Annotated in this window: 24 protein-coding genes and 1 tRNA gene; 9 read left to right on the top strand and 16 right to left on the bottom strand. The window is 71.0% G+C overall.

The genetic code is table 11. From position 1 onward, the window contains the following. Positions 1–280: 280 nt before the first annotated feature. The 3 genes from QFW81_RS09605 to hisS form a co-directional block, all read right to left on the bottom strand. Positions 281–652, bottom strand: coding sequence for a hypothetical protein (locus QFW81_RS09605; RefSeq protein WP_280578531.1), 372 nt, complete (start codon positions 650–652; stop codon positions 281–283). A gap of 16 nt (positions 653–668) precedes the next feature. Beyond that, positions 669–2,552 carry an HAL/PAL/TAL family ammonia-lyase gene (locus tag QFW81_RS09600; RefSeq protein WP_280578530.1) on the bottom strand — a complete coding sequence of 628 codons (1,884 nt, stop codon included), beginning with the start codon at positions 2,550–2,552 and terminating at the stop codon, positions 669–671. A 116-nt stretch (positions 2,553–2,668) separates the two neighbouring features. Continuing rightward, positions 2,669–4,051: a histidine--tRNA ligase gene (hisS, locus tag QFW81_RS09595; protein WP_280578529.1), complete on the bottom strand. Its 1,383-nt coding sequence runs from the start codon at positions 4,049–4,051 to the stop codon at positions 2,669–2,671. Positions 4,052–4,216: 165 nt separating this feature from the next. Between hisS and QFW81_RS09590 the strand changes: the two genes are divergently transcribed. Beyond that, positions 4,217–4,954, top strand: coding sequence for a Crp/Fnr family transcriptional regulator (locus QFW81_RS09590; RefSeq protein ID WP_280578528.1), 738 nt, complete (start codon positions 4,217–4,219; stop codon positions 4,952–4,954). Between the two features lie 71 nt (positions 4,955–5,025). Beyond that, positions 5,026–5,102 (top strand) — tRNA-Pro (locus QFW81_RS09585). Between the two features lie 74 nt (positions 5,103–5,176). Here QFW81_RS09585 and QFW81_RS09580 read toward each other — a convergent pair. Next, a complete protein-coding gene (locus QFW81_RS09580) occupies positions 5,177–5,494 on the bottom strand; it encodes a hypothetical protein (protein ID WP_280578527.1) in 318 nt (105 codons plus the stop codon). 258 nt (positions 5,495–5,752) lie between these two features. On the opposite strand from QFW81_RS09580, the gene QFW81_RS09575 reads away from it, so the two are divergent. Continuing rightward, complete coding sequence (locus QFW81_RS09575) at positions 5,753–5,965, top strand: hypothetical protein (protein WP_280578525.1); 213 nt, start codon at positions 5,753–5,755, stop codon at positions 5,963–5,965. Between the two features lie 151 nt (positions 5,966–6,116). On the opposite strand, the gene QFW81_RS09570 is transcribed toward QFW81_RS09575, so the two are convergent. The 11 genes from QFW81_RS09570 to QFW81_RS09520 all read right to left on the bottom strand — a co-directional run bounded on the left by QFW81_RS09570 (position 6,117) and on the right by QFW81_RS09520 (position 17,393). After that, positions 6,117–7,373 carry a glutamate-5-semialdehyde dehydrogenase gene (locus QFW81_RS09570; RefSeq protein ID WP_280578524.1) on the bottom strand — a complete coding sequence of 419 codons (1,257 nt, stop codon included), beginning with the start codon at positions 7,371–7,373 and terminating at the stop codon, positions 6,117–6,119. 92 nt (positions 7,374–7,465) lie between these two features. Beyond that, positions 7,466–8,605: a glutamate 5-kinase gene (gene proB, locus QFW81_RS09565; protein WP_280578523.1), complete on the bottom strand. Its 1,140-nt coding sequence runs from the start codon at positions 8,603–8,605 to the stop codon at positions 7,466–7,468. Between the two features lie 2 nt (positions 8,606–8,607). Beyond that, positions 8,608–8,841 carry a YciI family protein gene (locus QFW81_RS09560; protein WP_280578610.1) on the bottom strand — a complete coding sequence of 78 codons (234 nt, stop codon included), beginning with the start codon at positions 8,839–8,841 and terminating at the stop codon, positions 8,608–8,610. A 32-nt stretch (positions 8,842–8,873) separates the two neighbouring features. Beyond that, complete coding sequence (argH, locus tag QFW81_RS09555) at positions 8,874–10,166, bottom strand: argininosuccinate lyase (protein ID WP_280578522.1); 1,293 nt, start codon at positions 10,164–10,166, stop codon at positions 8,874–8,876. Between the two features lie 87 nt (positions 10,167–10,253). Next, entirely contained in the window at positions 10,254–11,207 is a 954-nt protein-coding gene (gene argC / locus QFW81_RS09550; RefSeq protein WP_280578521.1) for an N-acetyl-gamma-glutamyl-phosphate reductase, read from the bottom strand. Next, a complete protein-coding gene (locus QFW81_RS09545; RefSeq protein WP_280578520.1) occupies positions 11,204–11,818 on the bottom strand; it encodes a GNAT family N-acetyltransferase in 615 nt (204 codons plus the stop codon). The genes argC and QFW81_RS09545 overlap by 4 nt, the downstream gene beginning before the upstream one ends. Next, positions 11,815–13,146, bottom strand: coding sequence for an acetylglutamate kinase (locus QFW81_RS09540; RefSeq protein ID WP_280578519.1), 1,332 nt, complete (start codon positions 13,144–13,146; stop codon positions 11,815–11,817). Before QFW81_RS09540 ends, QFW81_RS09545 begins: the two co-directional genes overlap by 4 nt. Next, on the bottom strand, positions 13,143–14,240 hold the full coding sequence (locus QFW81_RS09535) for an acetylornithine deacetylase (RefSeq protein ID WP_280578518.1): 1,098 nt from the start codon (positions 14,238–14,240) through the stop codon (positions 13,143–13,145). Before QFW81_RS09535 ends, QFW81_RS09540 begins: the two co-directional genes overlap by 4 nt. Before the next feature lie 67 nt (positions 14,241–14,307). Then, the gene (locus tag QFW81_RS09530) at positions 14,308–15,513 is read right to left on the bottom strand and encodes an argininosuccinate synthase (RefSeq protein WP_280578517.1); all 1,206 of its coding nucleotides are present in this window, start codon (positions 15,511–15,513) and stop codon (positions 14,308–14,310) included. Positions 15,514–15,652: 139 nt separating this feature from the next. Continuing rightward, a complete protein-coding gene (locus QFW81_RS09525; RefSeq protein WP_280578516.1) occupies positions 15,653–16,654 on the bottom strand; it encodes an N-acetylornithine carbamoyltransferase in 1,002 nt (333 codons plus the stop codon). A 256-nt stretch (positions 16,655–16,910) separates the two neighbouring features. Continuing rightward, complete coding sequence (locus QFW81_RS09520; RefSeq protein WP_280578515.1) at positions 16,911–17,393, bottom strand: hypothetical protein; 483 nt, start codon at positions 17,391–17,393, stop codon at positions 16,911–16,913. A 174-nt stretch (positions 17,394–17,567) separates the two neighbouring features. Between QFW81_RS09520 and cysS the strand changes: the two genes are divergently transcribed. From cysS to QFW81_RS09505, 3 genes are all read left to right on the top strand, one after another. Continuing rightward, positions 17,568–18,944 carry a cysteine--tRNA ligase gene (gene cysS, locus QFW81_RS09515; protein WP_280578514.1) on the top strand — a complete coding sequence of 459 codons (1,377 nt, stop codon included), beginning with the start codon at positions 17,568–17,570 and terminating at the stop codon, positions 18,942–18,944. A gap of 66 nt (positions 18,945–19,010) precedes the next feature. After that, the gene (locus tag QFW81_RS09510; protein WP_280578513.1) at positions 19,011–19,451 is read left to right on the top strand and encodes a SufE family protein; all 441 of its coding nucleotides are present in this window, start codon (positions 19,011–19,013) and stop codon (positions 19,449–19,451) included. A gap of 41 nt (positions 19,452–19,492) precedes the next feature. Then, the gene (locus QFW81_RS09505; protein WP_425604007.1) at positions 19,493–20,695 is read left to right on the top strand and encodes an MFS transporter; all 1,203 of its coding nucleotides are present in this window, start codon (positions 19,493–19,495) and stop codon (positions 20,693–20,695) included. Between the two features lie 213 nt (positions 20,696–20,908). Here QFW81_RS09505 and dksA read toward each other — a convergent pair whose 3' ends face one another. Continuing rightward, complete coding sequence (gene dksA / locus QFW81_RS09500) at positions 20,909–21,979, bottom strand: RNA polymerase-binding protein DksA (RefSeq protein ID WP_425604002.1); 1,071 nt, start codon at positions 21,977–21,979, stop codon at positions 20,909–20,911. Here dksA and yidD point away from each other — a divergent pair. The 3 genes from yidD (at position 21,960) to QFW81_RS09485 (ending at position 24,475) form a co-directional block, all read left to right on the top strand. Further along, positions 21,960–22,193: a membrane protein insertion efficiency factor YidD gene (gene yidD, locus QFW81_RS09495; RefSeq protein WP_280578508.1), complete on the top strand. Its 234-nt coding sequence runs from the start codon at positions 21,960–21,962 to the stop codon at positions 22,191–22,193. The two genes, dksA and yidD, sit on opposite strands and share 20 nt — an antisense overlap. Then, complete coding sequence (locus QFW81_RS09490) at positions 22,194–23,540, top strand: dihydroorotase (protein ID WP_280578506.1); 1,347 nt, start codon at positions 22,194–22,196, stop codon at positions 23,538–23,540. A gap of 116 nt (positions 23,541–23,656) precedes the next feature. Then, positions 23,657–24,475, top strand: coding sequence for a M23 family metallopeptidase (locus tag QFW81_RS09485; RefSeq protein WP_280578505.1), 819 nt, complete (start codon positions 23,657–23,659; stop codon positions 24,473–24,475). Positions 24,476–24,635 lie beyond the last annotated feature (160 nt).

The raw sequence follows: 24,635 nt of genomic DNA, 5'->3' as shown, positions 1-24,635 counted from the left end.
ATTGGTCAAGCTTGGCTGTCCCGGGCATGGATCGGCCGATGAGTGCGGCAGCGTCCGCCGCCAGGACGGCAGGTTCCGGGCGTGTCGCGCTGCGAAACGAGGACGCGCTCCGGAAATCACCGGGCGTGGCAGCCGGCCGGAGGCGGAGCAACACGTGGCAAGCCGGCCTCCCGCCGCGTACCGACGATGCGACATGGGCTGGGACCCCCGCGGTCGACGCCCGGATCGCGCTCCGGGCCATCGCCTCATGCCGGCGGCCCTGCCTGCCGGACGGCGACCTTCAGTCGTGCGATTCCCGGGCCGACGCGCGCGCCGTCAGCGCCCAGCCCGCCACCACCCCGCAGATGGCGCCGGTCCAGGCCATGAACACCCGCGTGCCGAGGAAATCGGGGTCGTGGATCTTCGACAGCGCGATCCGCGCATACACCGGCGATTCGAGCTTCACCACCCCGAGGTAGAACAGGTTCCAGCTGTCGATGCCGGCCGCGATCGCGATCGCGCTCACGCAGGCCCAGCCGATGGCGTGCGCCCGGGTCCAGCCTCCACGTCGCGCCAGCCAGCGCCAGACCATCCACATCGCGACACCGACCAGCAGCGCGATCAGCGACGTCTCGAACACCCCCGCCCAGCCGAAGTGCAGCGGCAGGTTCAAGTGCGGGGCCCGCCGTTCACCGGCCGATCGCCGCGAGCACGCTGCCGTCGGCCACCAGTTCGACCGCAGCCGCGACTTCGCCGTCGAGCGCCCGGTCGCGTTCGAGGAACGGGATGCGCGCGCGGATCGCGGCATGCGCGGCGGCGATCCGCGTCCCGGGGTGGAACGGTTCGGCCTGCGCCAGCTCCGCACGCAGCGCCTCGACCTCGGCCATCAGCGCCGGATGCCGCGGATCGCCCTCGCCCACGCCGTGCACCTTGCGCGCCAGTGCGGCCGCATCGTCGCGCCGCGCGAGATCGCGCGCGGCATTGATCATGTCCAGCCGCAGGTCCAGCGCCTGCGCGGCGGTGTACAGCTCCAGCGCCAGCACCTTGCCCAGGTCTTCGGCCATCGACAGCACGTGGCGCGCCTCGTTGGTGCCCATGGACACGTGATCCTCGGCGTTGGCGCTGGTCGGGATCGAATACACGCTGGCCGGATGCGCACGCGTGGCCAGATCGTTCACGATCGCGGCCGCGGTGTACTGCACGATCATGAAGCCCGATTCGGTGCCGTCCTCGTTGCCGATGAGGAAACCCGGCAGACCGTCGCTGGTGGCCGGATCGACCAGCTTGTTCAGCCGCCGCTCGCTGATCGCGGCCAGCACCGGGATCGCGGCCTTGACTGCGCTCATCGCCAGCGCCAGCGGCATGCCGTGGAAATGGCCGGCGGAAATCACATGCTGCTCGACGTGTTCGGCATCGCGGTCGGGGAACACCAGCGGGTTGTCGGTGACCGCGTTGAGCTCGATGTCGAACACGCGCCTGGCGTGCGCCACCGCATCGCGCACCGCGCCATGCACCTGGGGGATGCAGCGCAGCGAATAGCTGTCCTGCGGCTGGTGCTTCTTGCCGCCGCGGAACGGCTTGAAGCGGCTGTAGAACTTCTCGCGCCCATGGCGCTGGTCGCTCGGCACCCAGTCCCAGCCAATGTCGAAGCTCAGGGACCGCGCCTCCGGCGTGTCCCAGCTTTCGGGCAGCCAGGGCCGGAACTTCGGCACCAGGTGGTAGGGAATGTCGGCCAGCGTGGACCCGGCCAGCAGCTCGCGGATGTGCGCGGCGGTGTGCACCTGGCCGGGGTGCGGGCGCAGCGCGTGCACGTCCTCGTCGAAGGCGCCGAGCCGGCCGGCGAAGCCATCCAGGGTCATGGCCGCGGCGAGATCGGCGGTGTCCAGCAGCCGGTCCAGCCGGTGCAGCGCCAGCGCACCGGTGGCGAGCATCTGCGCGGTGCCGTTGTTCAGCGCCAGGCCTTCCTTGTAAGACAGCGTGATCGGCGCCAGTCCCGCGCGCCGCAGCGCCTCCGCGCCCGACATGCGCTCGCCGTCGACGAACGCCTCGCCACCGCCCAGCAGCACGATCGCCAGGTGCGACAGCGGCGCCAGATCGCCCGAGGCGCCGACCGAGCCCAGCGCAGGCACCACCGGCACGACGCCCGCGTTGAGCAGCGCCGTGAGCGCCTCGAGGGTGGCTACCCGGATGCCGGAATGGCCCTTGAGCAGGGTGTTGATGCGGATGCACAGCATCGCGCGCACCACGTCGGCCGCCAGCGGTTCGCCGACGCACACCGCGTGGGTCACGATCAGGTTGTGCTGCAACTCCTCGTGCAGCGAACGCCCGGACTTCGCCGCGCCCGGCAGCTCGTCGCGCAGCGGATGCGCGCCCAGCAGCTTGTCGGCGTTGCTGCCGAAGCCGGTGGACACGCCGTAGATCGGTTCCTCGCGCGCGACCTGCGCGGCGAGGAAATCGGCCGCGCGCGCCACGTCACGCAGCGCCGCGGGATCCAGGGACACCGACGCGCCGTTGGCCACCATCACCAGCTGGTCGCGGGTCAGCGAGCGGCCGTCGAGCAATACGGGTTTCATCGGTCTTCCGCCTTCATCGTTTCGGCGCCGCGCGCCGCCTGCTGCCAGGGCCGCGCAACGCAGGTACTGCCCGGGAATCGCGGGCATCGCCCGCGACGCGGACGTCTCCGCAGTGGTCAGCCCGCGCCCTGCCCGAGCGCGCGCCATTGCTCGCGTTCGACCAGCAGGGTGCGCGCCAGGTCCGCGTCGGCGACCTCGAACTGCTCGCCGCGGCGCAGGTCCTTGACCGCGACCACGTCGCGCGCGGCCTCGTCGTCGCCGCGGATCACGACGAAGCGGATGCCAGCGCGATCGGCATATTGCATCTGCTTGCCGAGCTTGCGCGGCTCGAGTTGGGTCTCCACGTTCAGGCCGGCCGCGCGCAGCTGTTGCGACAGGCCCAGCGCGTGGTCGAGGCCTGCGTCGTCGAACAGCGTCACCAGCACGTCGACCGAACTGTCGGCCGTGGCCACCAGGCCCGCCTCGCGCAGCTGCCAGAACAGGCGCGTCAGGCCGATCGAGATGCCGACGCCCGGCAGCTTCGAACGGGTGTAGTGGCTGGCGAGGTTGTCGTAGCGGCCGCCCGAACAGATCGAGCCGATGCCCGGGTGCGCATCGAGCGTGGTCTCGTAGACGATACCGGTGTAGTAGTCGAGTCCCCGCGCGATCGACAGGTTGATCGCGTAGCGCGATTCCGGCACGCCAAGCGCCTTGAGCCGGTGCAGCACCTCGCGCAGTTCGTCGCGGCCTTCCTCGAACAGCGGCGTGCCTGCCCCCAGCGCGTCGAGCTGCGCAAGCGCATCGTCGTGCCCACGCGAGCGCACGCGCGAGAACGCGAGCAGGTGGTCGATCACCCCGGACGACAGCCCGAAGCCCTCGCCCGCCAGCGTGGCGCGGACCGCGTCCTCGCCGCGCTTGCCGAGCTTGTCGATCTCGCGCAGCACCGCCAGCTGCGCGTCGCCGGCGATGCCCTGGCCTTCGAACCAGCCGCGCAGCAGCTTGCGGTGGTTGAACTGGATGGTGAAATCGCCGATGTCGAGCGCATCGAACACGGCGTGGATCACCGCGGGAATCTCGGCATCGTGGCGCGGCGACAGCGCGTCCTTGCCGATCACGTCGATGTCGCACTGGTAGAACTCGCGGAAGCGCCCGCGCTGCGCGCGTTCGCCGCGGTACACGCGCTGCATCTGGTAGCGCCGGAACGGAAACGCCAGCGCGTGCTCGTGCTCGGCGACGTAGCGCGCCAGCGGCACGGTCAGGTCGAAGCGCAGCGCCAGCTCGGGCAGGCCTTCCTCCGCCTTCTCCAGGGTGCCGGTGGACTGGGCGAAATAGACTTGGCGCTCCGTTTCGCCGCCCGACTTGGTCAGCAGCACTTCGGAGAGTTCGAACACCGGGGTTTCGATCGGCAGAAACCCGAAGCCCTCGAAGATGCGGCGGATGGTGTCGAGCATGCGCTGGAACGCGATCTGGTCGCGCGGCAGCAGTTCCATGACGCCGGTCGGGGTTCTGGGCTTGATCATGCCTGGCACGGGCGCATTCGGCGGGAAAGTCGTCCATTCTACCTGCCGACCGGTCCGCGCCGCGGCCCGGGGCCGCCATGCGCGACACCCCGTCCACCGCGCCTGGACAATCCGTCCAGCGCTGCTGGAGGTACGGGCGTCATGATCGGCATCGAGAAATCTCCCATGACCCGCCAGCCCCTCGCCCGCTGTCGCCAGCACTCCCGCGTCGTCGTGCCGCTGGACTGCGCACGCTGTGCGGTGCGCGACCTGGCGGTGTGTTCGGCGCTGCCGCCACCGGAGGCCGATGCGCTGGAACGCCAGGTCTCCTCGCACGATCTGCAGGCCAACGCCGAACTGGCCCGCGCCGGCCAGCCCCGCCGCCACGCCTACAGCGTCACCAGCGGAATGCTGCGGCTGGTGCGAACGCTTGCCGACGCGCGCCGGCAGGTGGTGGGGTTCGTGCTGCCCGGGCATTTCGTCGGCCTGTCCGGGCATCCCACCCATCGCCACAACATCGAGGCGGTGGTGCCGAGCCGGGTCTGCGCGTTCGAGATCGACGGCATCCGCGATTTGCGCGGGCGCTACCCCGCGTTCGAGCACACCCTGCTCGACCGCGCCTGCCGCGACCTGGACGATGCCCAGGACGTCATGCTCATGCTCGCCCGGCTGGCGCCGGTGGAGCGGCTGGCCAGTTTCCTGGTGCGTCTGCGGGGTCAGATGGGCATCGGCGCCGACGATCCGCGCATGGCGCTGCCGATGGGGCGCGGCGACATCGCCGACCACCTCGGCCTCACCGTGGAAACCGTGAGCCGCAGCTTCACCCGGCTGCGCGAGCAGGGCGTGATCGCCCTGCCCGATCCGCACCACGTCGAGGTCCTGGACCCGGCCGCGCTGCGCGAACTGGCCTCGGCGCTGCGCTGAATCCGGTTTCCGTCGTCCGCCCCCTTGCCTCGCGGTGCATCGGGTCACTAAAATACGCGGCTTGCCCAAGTCGGGGTGTAGCTCAGCCTGGTAGAGCGCTACGTTCGGGACGTAGAAGTCGCAGGTTCAAATCCTGTCTCCCCGACCAATCGCGGCATGCGACACGGACAAGCCGGCCTCGCGCCGGCTTTTTCGCGTCCGCGCGGCGGTGCCGCGACGGGCCTACTCGCAGCGGGCCGACTGGATGCGGTTGTCGGCGTCGATGCGCACGCGCAGGCGGTCGCCGCGATGGTCGGCGAGCACCTTGCTGTCGGGTCCGAGCGGATCGATCAACCCGGCCCCGCTCTCGCGCAGCAGCCGCCGCATGGTGGCCTCGTCCGCGACCTGGCCGATGGCCCAGCCCAGCGCTTCGTCGCGGCATTGCCCGCTGCCGCCGATATGCGGGCCAGGATCCGACAGACATCCGGCCAGCACCAGGGCGGCCAGCGCGGCCATGGCGACGCGCAGCGTCCCGGCATCGATACACAGCACCTTGGCCATCGGGTCCTCCCTGGGTCGGCCGGACAACTGCCGCCGAGCATACTCCAGCCAGGGAGAGCCAAGGAGTAGGAAAAATCCTACGGCGCGACGCGGACTGCACCGACTGCGCCGGCCTGCCCCCGGGAGGACACTGGCATCGCCCCGGCAGCCCGGCCACTGCAACTGGCAACGGATGCCGCTCAGCAACGGAACCAGAGCCGCGACCTTGAGCAAGTCGATCGCTGGGCCGGGGCACTTTTTCCCTCCACGGAGCCTTCGATGCCCGGATCCATCCTCAGGCTGGTGCGAAGCGGCGGCGGCTGGCAGCTGCTCGACGACGACCACCCCCTGTTCTGGTTCCCCGAGCGTGGCAAGGGGCTGGAGATCGCGCAGCTGATGGCCGACGCCCGCAGCCTCAACCATGGCCGGGTCACCACGGTGCAGGCCCAGAACGACGATGGCGAACTGGAAACGGTGGCGGAATACGCCTGACCCGGCCCCACTCGGGATTCGCGCGGCCGACCTCTCCACGGCCGCGCCCATCGCTTCATCCCCTGACCGGTCCCGCGCCGGTCTTTTTTTGCCCGATGTGCCGGTCGTTCCCGGTCGGAGACCTGGCCTGCCCGCTGCCGGTCATCCGGCCTCAGCCGTGGATGTTCCGGGTCTGCCCCTCGCCGCGCACCACGAAGCGCTCCACCGTCAGCGCTTCCAGGCCCATCGGTCCGTAGGCGTGCAGGCGGGTGGTCGAGATGCCGATCTCGGCGCCCAGGCCGAGTTCGCCGCCATCGCTGAAGCGCGAGGACGCGTTGACCATCACCACCGCCGAGCGCAGCGCCTGCACGAACGCTTCGGCGACGGCGGAATCGCGGGTGGCGATGACTTCGGTGTGATCGGAGCCGTGGCGGCGGATGTGGTCGAGCGCGGCCTCCAGCGAGTCCACCACGCGCACGGCGATCACGAGATCGAGATACTCGGCATCGTAGTCCTCCACCGTCGCCTCGCCCATGCCGGGCACGAGCGCGCGCGCCGCGGCATCCCCGCGCAACTCGACGCCGTGCGCACGCAGCGCCTGCGCCGCCCGCGGCAGGAATACGCCCGCGACGTCGGCATGCACCAGCAGCGTCTCCAGCGCGTTGCAGGCGCTGGGGCGCGACACCTTGCCGTCCACCAGCAGGCGCAACGCCAGGTCCTGGTCGGCATCGGCGTGCACGTACAGGTGGCACACGCCCTTGTAGTGCTTGATCACCGGCACCCGCGCGTGCTCGGCGACGAACCGGATCAGCCCCTCGCCGCCGCGCGGGATGGCGAGGTCGACGATGTCGGTGAGCTGCAGCAGCTCGACCATGGTCTCGCGGCGCAGATCCTCGACGATCGTGAGCGCGGCAGCGGGCACGCCGGCCGCTTCGAGTGCGCGGTGCAGCGCAGTGGCGATGGCCTGGTTGGAGCGGATCGCCTCGCTGCCGCCACGCAGGATCACTCCATTGCCGGCCTTCAGGCACAGCGCCGCGGCGTCCGCGGTCACGTTCGGGCGCGCCTCGTAGATCATCGCCACCACCCCGAGCGGGGTGCGCACGCGCTCCACCACGATGCCGTTGGGGCGCGTCTCGCGCCGGGTCACCTGGCCCACCGGATCGGGCAACGCGGCCACCTCGCGCAGGGCGTCGGCCACGCCCGCCAGGCGCGCATCGTCCAGCCGCAGGCGGTCGAGCATGGCCGCAGCGACGCCCTTGTCGCGGGCCGCGTCCAGGTCCTGCGCGTTGGCCGCGAGGATCGCGGGGGCATCGGCCAGCAGCGCGTCCGCCATGGCCCGCAGCATGGCGTCGCGATCTTCCGTACGCAGCGCGGCGACGGCGCGGGAGGCGTCGCGGCAGCGCAGGGCCAGTTCTCTGATCTCGCTCATCCGTTACCCGTCCCGTCCCGTCATGTCCGTCCCCTCCAAACCGGCGCCGACGCCGGCCACTGGCGCGTGCCGGTCGGCCGCGTCCGTTCGCCCTACACCAGCATCAGGTCGTCGCGATGGATGATCGTGCCGCCGTAGCTGTAGCCGAGCACATCCTCGATCTCGCGCGAGTGGCGCCTCGCCACGCGGCGGATGTCGGCGGCCGAATACTGGCTCACGCCGCGTGCCACGCGCCGGCTGCCGCGCTCGTCGCGCAGCCAGACCTCGACCATGTCGCCGCGGCGGAAATCGCCTTCGGCCGCGACCACGCCGCCGGGCAGCAGCGAGGCGCCCTTCTCCACCAGCGCGTTGGCCGCGCCGGCGTCGACGAAGATGCCGCCGGCCTCGGCCGGCGCGTTCTGCAGCCAGTGCTTGCGCACGGCCACCCGGCTGCGCAGCGCGTGGATGCGGGTGCCGCGCAGGCGATCGGCGGCCAGGCCTTCCAGTACGTCGGCGCGGGTGCCGTTGAACAGCACCGTCGCCACGCCTGCCGCCGAGGCGCGCTGCGCGGCCTCGAGCTTGGTGCGCATGCCGCCGGTGCCCACCTGACTGCCCGACCCGCCCGCCGCGGCCAGCAGTGCGGGGGTGAGCTGGGGCACCACTTCGACCGGGCGCGCATCCGGATTCCGGCGCGGGTCGGCGTCGTACAGGCCATCGATGTCGGTGGCGATGAACAGCACGTCCGCGTCCACCAGCGCGGCCACGATCGCGGCCAGGTTGTCGTTGTCGCCGAGCTTGAGCTCGTCCACCGAAACCGTGTCGTTCTCGTTCACCACCGGCACCGCGCGATGGCGCAGCAGCGCCGACAGCGTGGCGCGCGCGTTGAGGTAGCGGCGGCGGTTGCGCAGGTCGTCGTGGGTCAGCAGTACCTGCGCCACCTGGCGGTCGAGCAGGCCCTGCCAGAAGCCGATCAGGCGCGCCTGGCCGACGGCGGCGAGCGCCTGGCGCTCGGCCATCTCGGCGCCATCGCGCGGCTGTTCGCGCAGGATCGCGCGTCCGGCCGCGACCGCGCCGGAGGACACCACCACCACCTCGCGCCCGGCGCGATGCGCGGCGACCACGAAGCCGGCGATCGCCTGCGCGTACTCGGTCGACAGCCCGCCGCCGTTCGCGGCCAGCAGGCTGCTGCCGACCTTGAGCACGGCGCGCCGCCAGGGCGGCAGCAGCTGTACCGAGAACGCGTGGGCGTCCATGCTCAGCGTGCGTGCCAGGCGTGGAGAATCAGGTCCGACGCGCCCTGCGTTACCAGCGGGTCGCGCGCGACAATCGCGTGGGCCTGTTCCAGGCTGTCGACGCCGCGGAGCAGGTAAGCGCCGCCCGTGCGGTCGTCGAAACCGCCGCTCAGTTCCACCAACCCTTGCGCGCGCAGTTCGTCGAGGAACGCGAGATGCGGCGCCACCAGCGCCTCGTCGAACCCGGGCCGGCGCATCAGCACCACCAGGTAACGCGCAACGGGCGTGTTCACAGCGCCTCCCAACGCGCCTGCAGCGCGTCCAGACGCAGATCCGCCGCGGCGCCGGGCGAGGTGCGCGCGGCCAGGCTCGCCTCCGGCGTACGTCCCTGCGCCGCCGTGTCCGAGGCGGCCGCGGCCGCGCGATAGGCCTCACGGAACGGCACGCCGGCGATGGCGGCTTCCACCGCCACGTCGGTGGCGTACATGCCGGCGTCGATCGCCGCGCGCAGGCGGTCCTCGCGCCACTCCAGGTTGGCCAGCAGCGCGGGCAGCAGCTCCAGCGCCGCCAGTCCGCGGCCGAAGCCGTGGAAGATCGCGCCCTTGGACGCCTGCAGGTCGCGGTGGTAACCCGAGGGCAGCGACAGCAGCTGCTCGATCTCGGTCCGCGCCGCGGCGACGCTGGCGTGGGTGGCCCGCATCAGCTCGATCACGTCCGGGTTGCGCTTGTTGGGCATGATCGAGCTGCCGGTGGTGTACTGGGGCGGCAGCGCGACGAAGCCGAACTCGGCGCTGGTGAACAGCGACAGGTCCCAGGCGATGCGGCGCAGGTCGAGCGTCGCGCTGCCCAACGCCTCGAGCGCGGCCAGTTCGAACTTCCCGCGCGAAAGCTGCGCGTAGACCGGCGAGACCTGCATCCGCGCGAAGCCGAGCGCGGCGGTGGTGTGGTCGCGATCGAGCGCGAGATTCACGCCGTAGCCGGCGGCGGTGCCCAGCGGATTGCAGTCCACCAGCGCCAGGGTGTCGTTCGCACGCACGGCATCGTCGATGAACGCCTCGGCCCAGCCGGCCCACCACATGCCCGCCGACGAGACCACCGCGCGCTGCACGTGGGTGTAGCCCGGGATCGGCAGCCCGCGTTCGGCGGCGGCGCGATCGAGCGCCACCTTCGCCGTGTCGCGCGAGAGCGCAGCCACGCGCGCCAGCTTCTCCTTCAGCCACAGCCGGGTGGCGACCAGCACCTGGTCGTTGCGGCTGCGGCCGGTGTGGATCTTGCGCCCGGCGTCGCCCAGGCGCTCGGTCAGGCGCGCCTCGATCGCGGAATGGCCGTCCTCGAAGCGTTCGTCGAGCACGAACGCGCCGGCGCGGAAGTCGTCGGCAAGCGCAGCGAGCTCGCGCTCCAGCCCAACCAGCTCGTCGCCCGACAGGATGCCCACGCGCTGCAGGCCCTGCGCATGCGCGGTGCTGGCGGTGATGTCGTGCAGGAAGAACTCGCGATCGAGCACCACGTCGTCGCCGGCGAGGAAACGCTGGATCTGCGCGTCCACCGTCACACCGGGTTTCTGCCACAACAGGTCGGACATCGGGGTCTCCGTGCTCGGGCCGCGGCCCGCGATTGCGTGTGTTCCAGTGCACCAGAACGCGGACCGGGGCCCGCGCCGGGCAATGCGTCAGGCCGGGATCGACGCCAGTTCGTTGAATCCGGACGCGAGGTTGAGGTTCTGCATCGCCTGGGTCGCGGCGCCCTTGAGCAGGTTGTCGAGCGTGGCCACCACCACCAGCCGGCGCCCGTCCGGCGCCAGCGTGAAGCCGCCGATCTCGACCCCGTGGCGGCCGGCGATCCGGCTGACCCAGGGCGCCTGGTCGACGATCGACACCAGCGGCTCGCCGGCGTAGCGCTCGCGATAGCGCGCCTGCACCGCGTCGAGGGTCGCCGGTACGCGCAGGTGCAGGTTCACGGTCATGGTGATGCCGCGGAAGTGCGGCGCCACGTGCGGCATGAACTCGACCGGCACGCCGAGCTGGCGCGTCACCTCGCGCTCGTGCATGTGGTCGGCCAGGGCATAGGGCATCAGGTTGTCGCGCAGCAGGTCGACATCGTTCTTGTCCGACGGCGTGGTGCCGGCGCCGGAGTAGCCCGACACCCCGAAGCACTGCGGCGGCCCGGCCAGCAGGTCGCGCATCGGCGCGATCGCCAGCTGCATCGCGGTCGCGTAGCAGCCCGGATTGCTGATCCGGCGCTGGCCGGCGTAGCGCTCGCGGGTGAGTTCGGGCAGCCCGTAGTACCAGCCGTCGTCGAAGCGGTAGTCCGCCGACAGGTCGACGAGCACCGTCTCCGGGCGCGCGGCATCCAGCGCCGCCACGAACGGAGCGGCCTTGCCGTTGGGCAGGGCCAGCACCACGGCGTCGGCGCCGGCGGCGGCCACCGCGGCGGCATCCAGAGCCTGGAACCGCAGCGCGCCGGTGTAGCCGTCGTTGTGGTCGGCGACCGGCTGCCCGTCGAGTTCGCGCGAGGAGACGAAGGCGAGTTCGAAGCGCGGATGCGCGGCCACCAGCCGGATCAGTTCGCGGCCGGTATGGCCGCGCGCGCCGACGATGCCGAGGGACAGGGACGTCTGGTTCATGCGTGCGCGTCCAGCCGGGCCTGCAGGTGCCGGCGCACGGCCGGCCATTCGGTATCGAGGATCGAGAACACCACCGTGTCGCGCAGCGAGCCGTCCTCATGGCGCTTGGCGTTGCGCAGCACCCCGTCCTGCTTCGCGCCCAGGCGTGCGATCGCCGCGCGCGAGGCGTGGTTGAACCAGCTGGTCTCGAAGCTCACGTTCACGCAGCGCAGGGTATCGAAGGCGTGCTCGAGCAGCATGCGCTTGCACTCGGTGTTGATGCCGGTGCGCTGCACGTGCGGTGCATACCAGGTGTAGCCGATCAGCAGCTTGGGCACCTCGGGCTCCAGGCCGTAGAAGCGCGTGCAGCCGACGAGCGCGCCGCCCGGGTCGCGCACCGCGAACGGCAGGACGCGACCTTGGGCCTGGGCGTCGAGCACGCCGGCGACGTAGGTATCCATGTCCCCGGGCGCGGGAACGTGCGTGTACCACAGCGCCTCCAGTCCACTGCCTTCGACCACGGCCCGCAGGCCATCGGCGTGCGCGGCCTGCAGCGGTTCGAGCACGGCGTGGCGCCCGACCAGTCGCGGCACGCTGCGCCACGGCGCGGGCAGGGTTTCGAGACGGCTCATGGCAGCGCCTCCCGCAACGTCGGCGGACGCGTGGCGCAGTGGGCCACGCAGCGTTCGATGTCGGCGAAGGCGTCGATGCCGTACCAGAACACCTTCCACTTCTCCTGCTTGTAGCAACCGTCGGACTCGGCGTAGTAGAAGATGTTGATCGGATTGTTGTGGCGCGAGCGCCAGAACAGCTGCGGCGTCTCGTCTCGCATCACGTTCCACACCGCGCGGCCGAGTCCTTCGCCCTGGGCGTCGTCGAGGACCGCGAACTTGTCCAGGTACACCATGCCGTCGCCGTCGGTGAGCAGGACCGCCGCGCGGTAGTTCTCGCTGACGTAGGCGCGCAGCAGCGTCGTGCGCTCGAAGTAGTCGGCGGCCAGGCGGCGGCCGAAGCTGCGCTCGATCAGGTCGCGCAGGCGGTCGAGGTCGAATGCGTTCCACTCCGAGCCGCGCAGCACCCTCTCGCCGCGCCGCACCAGGGTGCCCGAACCCTTGTGGGTGAACAGTTCCTTGGCCAGGTCCGCGGGACGGGTGATGGACACGGAGGATTCCAGCGGCAGGTGGTCGAGCAGGTCCTTGATCTGTTCGATCTTCACCCGCATGCCGCCGTTGATCCACGGCTGCTGCATCAGGTGCTCGTACTCGCTCGACAGGTTGATCGAATCGATCACCTGCCCGTCCTCATCCAGCAGCCCGCCGGTGCCGGTGAGGAAGATGATCTTGTACGGCTGCAGCACGCGCACCAGCTCGTTGGCGGCGAAGTCGGCGTTGATGTTGAGGATCTGGCCGCCGGGGGTCTCGCCCAGGCTGGCGATGACGGGGATCGAACTTGCCTGCAGGCTGGCCTCGATCGGCGCCAGGTTCACCGCCCGCACCTCGCCCACCAGGCCGTAGGTGTCGCGGTCCAGGTACTCGGCCTCGAACACGCCGCCGGTGATCGAGGTGGCGCGCGCGCCGCCCTGCTGCAGCGCCTCGACCAGCGCGAGGTTGGAGGCCTGGAACACCCGCCGCACGATCGCCAGCGCCTCGGGCGAGGTCACGCGCAGGCCGTCGACGGTCTGCTTGGCGATGCCGGCCGCCGAGAGTTCGGCATCGAGCTGGGGCCCGGCGCCATGCAGCACGATCGGGGTCAGCCCCACCTCCTGCAGGAAGGTCAACGAGGAGGTCAGCGCCTCGAGATCGTCGCGCAGCACCGCGCCGCCGACCTTGACCACGGCGAAGCGCTTGGCGTCGACCTGGGAGAAGCGCTTGAGGTACTGGCTGATCTCCTTCGCGCTGGCCATGCTCGAGAGCAGGCGCACGATGGTCTGCCGGGTCTGGCGGTTGGCGTCGATGTTCATGCGGATCCGAGGATGCGGCCGACCAGGCCGCCGTAGCGTTGCAGTTGGTCGATCGATACCCACTCGTCGGCGGTATGCGCCTGGGCGATGTCGCCGGGGCCGCACACCAGCGCGGTCAGGCCGGCGGCCGAGAACAGCGAGGCCTCGGTCCAGAAATCGACCGCATTGCCGACCGGCAGGCCGAGGTCCTCGGCCAGGTCGCGCGCGGCCAGGCGCCGCTCTTCTGCGGCGGCGACGTCGCCGGCAGGCAGCGAGGGGCCGCGGAAGGTCTCTTCGTAGGCTTCCAGCGCGTCCTGCGCCGCGAAGCCGCGGAAGGTCGCATGCAGCTGGTCGATGTCGTGCGAGGGCAGCGGGCGGAAGCCGAACCGCAGCTCGGCGGCCGGCGCGATCACGTTGGCCTTGATCCCGCCCTCGATCCGGCCGATGTTGAACCGCAGCCCGGTCAATCCGCCGAAGCGGCGATGCGATTCCTGTTCAACCAGGTCCAGCGCCCGGCCGCTCCAGCGCACCGCCTGGTGCAGCGCACTGGCCTCCAGAGCGGACGCGCCGGACGCGTGGCCGGCCTGCCCGCGGAAGGCCATGCGCACCGCACTGATGCCGCGGTGGGCCAGCACCGCCTCGCAGTTCGTCGGCTCGGCCACCACCACCTCGCGGAAGCCGTGGTCGCGGGCCAGGAAGGCGGCGATGCAGCGCGCATCGTTGGCCTCCTCGTCGCTGGTGAACAGGAACGCGGCATCGCCCTGCCCCGCCTGCGCGGCCGCCAGCAGGCCGGCGGCGGCGCCCTTGATGTCGCAGGCGCCGAGCCCGGTCGCGCGCCCGTCGGCCACGCGCAGCACGTGCGGGTCGGCGCTCCAGTGCGGCGACGAGGGCACCGTGTCCAGATGCACGTTGAACAGTCGCGCCGGCGCGCCCCGCACCGCGAACAGCGACACCGCCCCGGCGCCGTGGTCGACCACCTCGACGCCGAAGTCCGGCAGCTGCGCCCGGATGTAGTCGAAGATCCCGCCGGTGCCGATCGCACGCGGCGGATTGCGGGTGTCGAACGACACCAGCCGGTCGAGGTGTTCGAGAGTCTTGGGCAGCAGATCGGGCATGCGTGTTCCAGGATCGGTCAGGGGTCGCGCGGCGCCGCATCGGTCGGGGACCCCGACCGACGGTGCGTCAGCGGTTGACCTCGGCCCACAGCGTGCTGCTCATTCCGAACAGCTTGATGAAGCCTTCTGCCTCCTCCACGCCCCAGTCCGCGGACTGCGCGTAGGTGGCGCCCCTGGAGTGCAGCAGGTGCGGCGAATCGACCGCCACCGCGTCCACCCGCCCGCCGCGGGTCTCCAGCACGACCTCGCCGGTGACCTTGCGCTGCGAGGACGCCAGAAACGCCTCCAGGTCCGCCTTCAGCGGATCGTGGAAGAAGCCCTCGTACACCAGCTCCACCCATTTGCGCGCCACGTCGGGCTTGAACCGGTTCTGCTGCTTGCTCAGCACCGCCTCCTCGAGCGCACGATGCGCGGTGAGCAGGGCCACCAGCCCCGGCGCCTCGTACACGATCCGGCCCTTGAGCCCGATCACCGTGTCGCCCGTATACATCCCGCGGCCCACGCCGTAGGACGCGAACAGGCGGTTGAGCTTGCCTAGGATCTGCTCGCCGGGGAGCGCCTTGCCGTCCAGTTCCACCGCCTCGCCCTGAGCGAACTTCAGGTGCACGGTGAGGGTTTCGGTGGGCCACGCACTGCGCGGCGCGCACCAGCCGCGCGCGCCGTCGCCGGGCGTCTGCCACTGGTCGATCTCGCCGCCGGACATGGTCACGCCCAGCAGGTTCTCGTTGATGGTGTAGGCCTTCTGCTTGGCGCGCACACCGAAGCCGCGCTCCTCCAGGTACGCCTGCTCGTAGGCGCGGGTCTGGGTGTGCTGCTTCTGGATCTCGCGGATCGGCGCCACGATGCGGTAGTCGCCCTGCGACTTCACCGCCAGGTCGAAGCGCACCTGGTCGTTGCCCATGCCGGTGCAGCCGTGGGCGATGGCGTTGGTACCGAGTTCGGCCGCGCGCGCCAGCGCCTCGTCGACGATCAGGTAGCGGTCGGACACCAGCAGCGGATACTGGCCCTGGTAACCCTCGCCCGCCCACACGAACGGCTTGACGAACCCGTTCCAGATTGCCGCGCCGCCGTCGATGGTGCGATGGCTGGCCACGCCGAGTTCGGCGGCGCGCTGTTCGATGAAGGCGCGCTCCTCGTCGTCGACGCCGCCGGTGTCGGCGAACACGGTGTGCACGTTCCAGCCGCGTTCCTTCAGGTAGGGCACGCAGAAACTGGTGTCGAGCCCGCCGGAAAAGGCGAGGACGATGTCACGGGATTCGGAGGGGCTGGTCATCGGGTCTTCTCTTGGCGGTACGCGCTCCCCCGTTCAAACGGAGGAAGTTGGAAACAGGGCGACGGGACGGGGTACGACTTCCGGGAGGCCGCTGGCCTCCGTCTCGACGTATGCGCGGTCGGCGACTGGTCGACGCCGGCTACCGCACCAGCGCGGCCATCACCGCCTTCTGCACGTGCAGGCGGTTCTCGGCCTCGTCGATGGCGATGCACTGCGGCGAGTCCATCACCGCGTCGGTGGCCTTGACGTTGCGGCGCAGCGGCAGGCAATGGCTGAACACGCCGTTGCTGGTCAGCGCCATCTTGGCCTCGTCGACGATGAAGTGCCTGTACTGGTCGCGGATCGGCTTCTCGGGCGCCCAGTTGCCGAAGTACGGCAGCGCGCCCCAGCTCTTGGCGTACACCACGTCGGCACCGGCGTAGGCGCTGTCGATGTCGTGGCTCACCTGCAGCGACCCGCCGCTCTCGGCGACGTTCTGCTGCGCCCAGCCCATGTAGCGCTCGTCGAGCACGTACTCAGGCGTGGGACACAGCAGGGTCACGTCCATCCCCAGGCGGGTGGCGATGGTCAGCGCGGAATTGGCCACCGCGGTATTGAGCGGCTTGGGGTGATAGGTCCAGGTCAGCACGTACTTCTTCCCGCGCAGATCCGTGGTGCCGAAGTGCTCCTGCAGCGCCAGTGCGTGCGCGAGCTCCTGGCAGGGATGGGTGATGGTCTCCATGTTGATCACCGGCACCGGCGAGTACTTCGCGAACGACCTCAGCACGAGGTCCTCGCGGTCCTTCGCCCAGTCGACGAACTTCGGGAACGCGCGCACGCCGATCAGGTCGACGTACCGGCCCAGCACCCGCGCCACCTCGGCGATGTGCTCCTCGGTGTCGCCGTCCATCACGGTGCCCAGGTCGAACTCGATCGGCCAGGCGTCCTTGCCCGGCTGTAGCACCACCGCATGCCCGCCGAGCTGGAACGCGCCGAGCTCGAAACTGGTGCGCGTGCGCATCGACGGATTGAAGAACACCAGCGCGATGGACCTGCCCTTGAGCGCATCGCCGAGCTTGTCGCGCTTGAAGACAGCGGCCTGCGCCAGCAGTGCATCGAGGTCGGCGCGGCTCCAGTCCTGCGTGTTCAGGAAGTGCTTCATCGGGCTGTCCAGGGTCGGAAATCGGGGGTCGGGGGGAGTGCAGAAACGAAAAAACCCAGCCTCTGGCTGGGTTCCGGCATGACGGTGACGAACGTCCGGGCGGCCCAGCTCAGCGATAGGGATCCGGTCGACGCGCGCGCGACGTCATCCCCGACGCCATGCGGGCGGAGGTCAGGATGTCGGCGTTGGCAAGGACGTTTTGCACGGCGCGAATCCTCGCACGCCGGGCCACCGCACTGCAACAGGATCGCGGGAACTAGGGAGTTTCGCCTGAAACGACCGGCGTGACCGAGATGCGCACGCGCAGGCGGTTGCCGGGGTCGGCCGGCAGGCGCGAACGGTACTTCACGCCCCGATGCACGTAGTCGACATCGAACGCGACCGGGCGACGGAACTCGCGTTCCATCGGCACCATCCGGCACTGGCCACCTGCCGAGGGCGCGACCTCGTCGACCTTCGGGTCGGGCGTGAGCGCGCCCTTGACCGCGCCGATCACGCGGGCGAACCCGGTCTGGCTCTCGTCGTCGTCATGGACCGGCGTCGAGGCCTCGCAGCGCTCGACCATGCTGGTCGCATGCAGGGTCTGGAACACCGGTTCGGCGCGCAGCACCTGCGCATACTCCACCCGTACGTTCTCGGGCTGACGGGCGGGGGCCGCCTCGACGTCCTGCGCCAGCGCGGACGTGGCGCACACCATGCACGCGGCCGCGAGCAGCGGCCTCGCCAGCCAGGCGGTCATGGGCGTGGGAGCTCGGAGCATTGAGGACAGTGTAGGCGGTGCCGCCCCGCCATCGGCTGAATCCGGCCGTCTGCACGCGCCTTTCATGGCGTGGCGGCGCGGCTGCGACCCCGTCGCACGTGCCGGAACCGCGCGCACGTCCTAGAATCGACGGTTTCCCGCCGCCGCGTGCCGATGTCCCTGCGCCTGTTCAACAGCCTGACCCGCCAGGTCGAAGCCTTCGTCCCGCTCGATCCCGCCTGCCCGACCATGTACCTGTGCGGGCCGACGGTCTACAGCTACGTGCACATCGGCAATGCGCGCGGCCCGGTGGTGTTCGGCGTGCTCGCCGCGCTGCTGCGGCGGCGCCACGGCGCGCTGCGCTACGCGCGCAACATCACCGACGTGGACGACAAGATCAACGCCGCCGCGCGCGCGGCGGGCGTGCCGATCGCCACGATCACCGACCGCTTCGCCGCCGCCTACCGCGAGGACATGGCCGCGCTGGGCGTGGACGGCCCGTTCAAGCCCGACCTGGAGCCGGCGGCGACCGCGCACATCGCGCAGATGGTCGCCATGATCGAGCGCCTGGTCGCCAGCGGGCATGCGTACGCCGCCGAGGGCCACGTGCTGTTCGCGGTCGACACCTTCGAGGGTTACGGCCGGCTCTCGCGCCGCGACCCGGACGACATGCTGGCCGGAGCCAGGGTCGAGGTGGCACCGTACAAGCGCAATGCCGGCGATTTCGTCCTGTGGAAGCCTTCCGGCGACGATCTGCCCGGCTGGGACTCGCCCTGGGGCCGCGGGCGCCCGGGCTGGCACATCGAATGCTCGGCGATGGCGGCGGCGCACCTGGGCGAAACGATCGACATCCATGCCGGCGGCGTGGACCTGCAGTTCCCGCACCACGAGAACGAGGTGGCGCAGAGCGAATGCGCCCACGGCGGACGCGTGTTCGCCCGCACCTGGCTGCACAACGGCATGCTGACGCTGTCCGGGGCGAAGATGTCCAAGTCGCTGGGCAACATCGAGAAGGTGCACGACCTGGTGCGCCAGCATCCGCCCGAGGCGTTGCGCTACGCCCTGCTGTCGGCCCATTACCGCCAGCCGCTGGACTGGTCGGACACGCTGATCGAGCAGAGCGTGCGCACCCTCGACCGCCTCTACGGCACCTTGCGCGACCTCGAGGACGTGGACGCACAGGCCACCATCCCCGACGCGATCGAGGCGGCGCTCGACGAGGATCTCAATACGCCCGCGGCACTGGCCGAGATCGCGCGCATTGCCGCCGAGGCCCGCAAGGCAGCCGATGCCGATGAACGTCGCCGCCTCAGGGCCGAACTGCTCGGCGCCGGGTCGGCGCTGGGGCTGCTGCAGCAGGTGCCGGCGGCGTGGTTCGCGCGCGGTGCCTCGGGCGATGACGACACGCGCATCCAGGCGCTGGTCGACGAGCGCGCCGCGGCCAAGCGGAACCGCGACTTCGCGCGCGCCGACGCGATCCGCGACCAGCTCGCCGCCGAGGGCATCCTGCTCGAGGACACGCCGCAGGGCGTGCGCTGGAAGCGGGCCTGAAGTGTCGCCGGCGTCCGCCCATCCCCCCCCGCCCCGGACAGCCCGGAGCACCTGCACAGGACCGATGTGAACGATTCGCCCTTCCCCCTCGAACCCACCCCGGCACAGGCCCAGGCTGCGATCCGCGACGAGTTCGCGTTCTTCGGCGACTGGTCCGAGCGCTACCAGTACCTGATCGACCTTGGACGCAAGCTGCCGCCGTTCCCGGAGGACGCGAAGACCGAGCAACACCGGCTGCTGGGATGCCAGTCGATGGTCTGGATCGTGCCCGGCGGCGATGCGTCGCGGCTTGATTTCGCCGCCGCCAGCGATTCGGCCATCGTCTCGGGGCTGATCTACCTGGCGTTGCGCGTGTACTCCGGCCGCAGCGCGCGCGAGATCCTCGACACCGACGCGGACTACGTCGCCGACATCGGCCTGGCGAAACACCTCTCGCCCACCCGCAACAACGGCCTGGCCGCGCTGATCGCCTTCATCCGCGACACCGCGCAACGCGCATTGGCGTGAGCGCGGCGGCGCGAGCGCACCCGGACAGCCGCGCCGCGCCGCTGCGCAACCGCGACTTCCGCCTGCTGATGGCGTTCCGGATCTGCACGATCCTGTCCTACCAGGGCGTCACGGTCACCGTCGGCTGGCACGTGTACGAACTCACCCGCGATCCGTGGATGCTGGGCCTGATCGGCCTGGCCGAGGTGCTGCCCTACTTCTGCGTCGCGCCGTTCGCCGGCCACCTTGTCGACGTGCTTCCGCGACGGCGCCTCGGCGCGGCCGCCGCCTGCGGGCTGGCGATCACGCCCCTGCTGCTGGTGGCGATCGCGAGCGGATGGTGGGCGACCGGGCTGGTGGCCATCTACGCCGCGATCGCGCTCACCGGGTGCGTACGCGCTTTCCTGGGCCCGGTCTACAACGCGCTGTTCGCGCGCGTCCTGCCGCGCGAGCAGTACGTGCGCGGTGCCAGCCTGGGCAGCATCGTGTTCCAGTCCGGGCTGGTGCTCGGACCGGCGCTCGGCGGCGCCCTGGTCGGCCTGGCCGGCAAGCCGGCCGCCTACGGCGTGGCCGCCGGATTCGCCGCGCTGGCGGCGGTGGCGATGCTGCGGCTGCGGGTGAGCGAGCCGGCGCCCCAGCTGCAGCGCGCGCCGATCTTCGCCAGCATCGCCGAAGGCGGGCGCTTCGTGTTCGGCCACCCGGTGCTGCTGGGCGCGCTGGCGCTGGACATGTTCGCGGTGATGTTCGGCGGCGCGATCTCGCTCGCGCCGGCTTTCATCCAGGAGATCCTGCACTACGGGCCGGAAGGCCTGGGCATCCTGCGAGCGGCGCCCGCGCTGGGTGCGGTGGCGGTGGGCGTGTGGCTGGCCCGGCACCCGCTCGACCGCCACGCCGGGCATATCCTGCTGTGGGCGGTCGCGGGCTTCGGGCTGTGCATGATCGGCTTCGGGCTGTCGACGCTGTTCTGGCTGTCGGCGGCCTTCCTGCTGCTATCGGGCGTGTGCGACGGGGTGTCGGTGGTCACCCGCTCGACCATCATGCAGCTGGCCACGCCCGACCACATGCGCGGGCGGGTGTCGTCGATCAACGGCCTGTTCGTCGGTTCGTCCAACGAGATCGGCGCGTTCTACGCCGGCTCGATGGCGCGCCTGCTGGGCCTGGTGCCGGCCGTCGTCCTGGGCGGCTGCGTGACCATCGGCGTCGCCGCCGCCACGGCGTGGCGCTCGCCAACGCTGCGCAGGCTGCACTTCAGCGACCTGAAATAGCCGATAGCCGAGCGGTTCTCCTGACCCGCACGAGTCCGTGCGCATCCGGAGCGGGGACGGCGGGGGACGAACCCGGGCAAGAGGCGATGGCGACGCCGTCGCTGGGGCACATTCGCCCACCAGCCGCTGCGAAGTGTTCGCGCCTGCCGGCCCGTGGAACACGAAAAAGCCCCGCCGGAGCGGGGCCTTTCGGATCGACCGCCGGCAGGACGCCTAGTCGCCCATCTGCTTCTGCAGGTGCTCCCAGCGCTCCTGCGCATCGATCGTGCGCTCGGCCTGCGGGCGCGCCTCGAGCCGGTCGAGGCCGATCTCCTCGCCGGTGTCCACGCAGTAACCGTAATCGCCTTCGTCGACGCGGCGGATGATGCTCTCGATCTTGTTGATCAGCTTGCGGTAGCGGTCACGGGTCCGCAGCTCGAGGGCGTTCTCGGTCTCGCGGCTGGCGCGCTCGGCGTCGTCGCCGACGTCGCGTACTTCGTCCTTGAGGTTCTCGATCGTCTGCCGCGACTCATCCACCAGCTCCTCGCGCCGGGTGAGCAGCTTCTGCCGGAAGTACTCCAGCTGCAGCGGGCTCATGTACTCCTCGTCCGCGCTGGGCTTGTAGCCGGCGGGCAGGATCGGGCGGCCGCTTTCCGGATCGGTCTCGTAGGGCACCACCTTGAACCTGGGCCTGGCGGCCGGCGCGGACGACTTGTTGGTCACCGCCACCGCGACCTTGCCCTGGACGCGAGCCACGCCCGGCGCGCGGGCGGGCGCGGCCTGGACGGGTTCGGCAGCCTTCGATTTCTTCGCCGCCACGGGCGCCGGAGCAGCGGACGGGGACTTCTTCGGTGCAGACGACGGGCGGGCCGGCGCGGTCTTGGCAGCCGGCGCCGCAGCCTTCTTGGCGACCGGCTTGGCGGCCTTCTTCGCCGGCGCCGCCGGCTTCTTCGCCACGGGCGCCTTGGCGACCTTCTTCACGGCGGGGGCCTTGGCGGCCGCCTTCTTCACCGGCGTCTTCTTCGCCGGCGCCTTGGCGACGGGCGCCTTGCGCGCGGTGGACTTGGCCGCGGCCTTCTTCGCCGGGGTCTTCTTCACCGCCTTGGCGGCGCCGGCGGTCTTGCGCGCGGCGGGCTTGGCCGCTTTCGCGGGCCTGACGGTCTTTTTCGCGGACTTCTTGGCAACCACGTGCTGCGATTCCTCTTGGTTTCCCTTGGACGGGAAAAGCGGGCTGTTATACCCTGCTCCGGCGGCAGCGGCAACCGCGCCGAACCCGACCGATGCCGTGATCGACCGTTTCCTCATCGCCCTGCTGCGCGGCTACAAGCGCTTCGTCAGCCCGCTGCTCGGCCCGCGCTGCCGCTTCGTGCCCAGCTGCTCCGAATACGCGATGGAAGCCATCGACCGGCACGGGGCACTGCGCGGCGGCTGGCTCGCGGCGCGCCGGGTGGCCCGCTGCCATCCTCTCCACCCGGGCGGACTGGATCCGGTGCCGCCCCGACACGACGGAACCCGCTGAATGGCCGACACCCTGATCGTCAACGCCCGCCTGGTGAACGAAGGCCGCGAATTCGACGGCGACCTGCGCATCGAGGGCGACCGCATCGCCGCCATCGGCAGCGGCCTGTCCGCGCGCGCCAACGAGACCGTGGTGGACGCGGCAGGCCGGCGCCTGCTGCCCGGCATGATCGACGACCAGGTGCACTTCCGCGAACCCGGGATGGAGCACAAGGCCGACATGGCGACCGAGTCGGCCGCCGCGGTGGCCGGCGGGCTGACCAGCTTCATGGACATGCCCAACACCAGCCCGCCCACGCTGAACGACGCGGCGCTCGAGGACAAGTACGCGCGGGCCCACGGCCGTGCCCGCGCCAACTACGGCTTCTACTTCGGCGCCAGCAACGACAACCTGGAGAACGTGCGCGGCATCGATCCGCGCGCCACGCCGGGGCTGAAGGTGTTCATGGGCGCCTCCACCGGCAACATGCTGGTCGACGATCCCGACACGCTCGACGCGATCTTCCGCGACACCCCGGTGCCGATCATCACCCACTGCGAGGACACGCCGATGATCGATGCGATCCTCGCCGGGTACCGGGCGAAGTACGGCGACGACATCCCGGCGCAGTGCCACCCCGACATCCGCTCGCGCGAGGCCTGCATCAAGTCCACGCGCCTCGCGCTGGAACTGGCGCGGCGCCACGACACCCGCCTGCACGTGCTGCACATCTCCACCGCCGACGAACTGGCGCTGTTCGAGCGCGGCCCGATGATCCGCGCCGACGGCAGCCGCAAGCGCATCACCGCCGAGACCTGCATCCACTTCCTGCGCTTCGACCGCGCCGACTACGCGCGCCTGGGCCACCAGATCAAGTGCAATCCCGCGATCAAGGACGCGTCCGACCGCACCGCGCTGCTGCGCGCGCTGGCCGACGACGTGATCGACGTGCTCGCCACCGACCACGCACCGCATACCTGGGAGGAGAAGCACAACCCCTACGTGCGCGCACCGAGTGGCCTGCCGCTGGTGCAGTTCGCGCTGGTGGCGGCGCTGGAGTGCGTGCACGAGGGCCATTTCGACACCGCGCGGGTGGTGCAGAAGTTCGCGCATGCACCGGCGCAGCTGTTCGACGTGAAGCAGCGCGGCTTCCTGCGCGAAGGTTATTTCGCCGACCTGGTGCTGGTGGACGACACGCCGTTCACCGTGCGCCGCGAGGACGTGCTGTCGAAATGCGGCTGGTCGCCGTTCGAGGGCACCACGTTCCGCTCGCGCATCGCGTCCACCTGGGTCAACGGTGCGCTGGCCTGGGACGGTGCGTCGCTGGTCGGGAATCCGCTGGGACGGCGGCTGGAGTTCGATCGATGACGTGGACCCCGGGGCGGCCCGCGGGCCGTTGCGCGGACGCCACGTCCATGGTTTCGCCGGCACACGCCGCCTCGCGGGCTCGGCGGTGGCGCGATGCGTGCTTGGCGGCGCTGCTGATGGGGGCCTTCTTCCCTGCCCTGGCGAGTGCAGCGGACGCGGAGGCGGCCGCAGCGCCGGCCGACGACCGCATCGTGTTTCCCGCCCGTGTGCAGCAGGGCGCGATGGTGCTGGGCAAGGTACCTCCCGGCAGCACCGTGGCTCACGCCGGCCGCGCCCTGCGCACGACCGGCTACGGCACCGTGGTCTTCGGCGTGGGACGCGACGCGGCCGGATCGCTGGAGGTGTCGGTGCTGCGGCCGGACGGCCGCCGCGAGGACGTGCGCATCGCCGTGGATGCGCGCGACTGGCCCCTGCAGCGTGTGAACGGCGTGCCGCCGAAGACCGTCGACCCCCCGCCGGCCATCGCCGAACGCATCCGGCGCGAGCAGGCGCGCGTGTCCGAGGCGAGGCTGCGCGACGATCCGCGGACCGATTTCACCCGGGCATTCCTGCGTCCGGTCGAAGGCCGGGTCAGCGGCCGGTTCGGACGTGCGCGGGTGTACAACGGCAAGCCGGGCTCGCCGCACTCGGGCATGGACATCGCCGCGCCGACCGGCACGCCGGTGCGCGCGCCGGCCGCCGGGATCGTCACCTTCGCCGAGCGCGACCTGTACCTCACCGGGGGCACCCTGCTGGTCGACCACGGCCACGGCATCAGCAGCAACTTCCTGCACCTGTCGCGGATCGACGTGAAGGTGGGCGATCGGGTCGAACAGGGCCAGGTGATCGCCGCGGTCGGCTCCACCGGCCGCTCGACCGGACCCCACCTGCACTGGGGCATGAGCTGGTTCGACGTGCGCATCGACCCGCAGCTCGTGCTCGAACGCGCACCGTAGCCCGGATCAGGCCGGAGGCCGCATCCGGGGCGACGCGCGCAAGAATGCCGACGCGGGTGCTCCGTTCCTCCCCGGGTGCGCTTCGCTTACCCGGGCTACGCGGGGGCCACCGTAGCCCGGATCAGGCCGGAGGCCGCATCCGGGGCGACGCGCGCAAGAA

Origin of the sequence: Luteimonas kalidii, assembly GCF_029887935.1 — a bacterium.
Lineage (GTDB): Bacteria > Pseudomonadota > Gammaproteobacteria > Xanthomonadales > Xanthomonadaceae > Luteimonas > Luteimonas kalidii.
The sequence above is the reverse complement of the archived record's forward strand: the minus strand, read 5'-3'. Positions and strand labels throughout refer to the sequence as shown.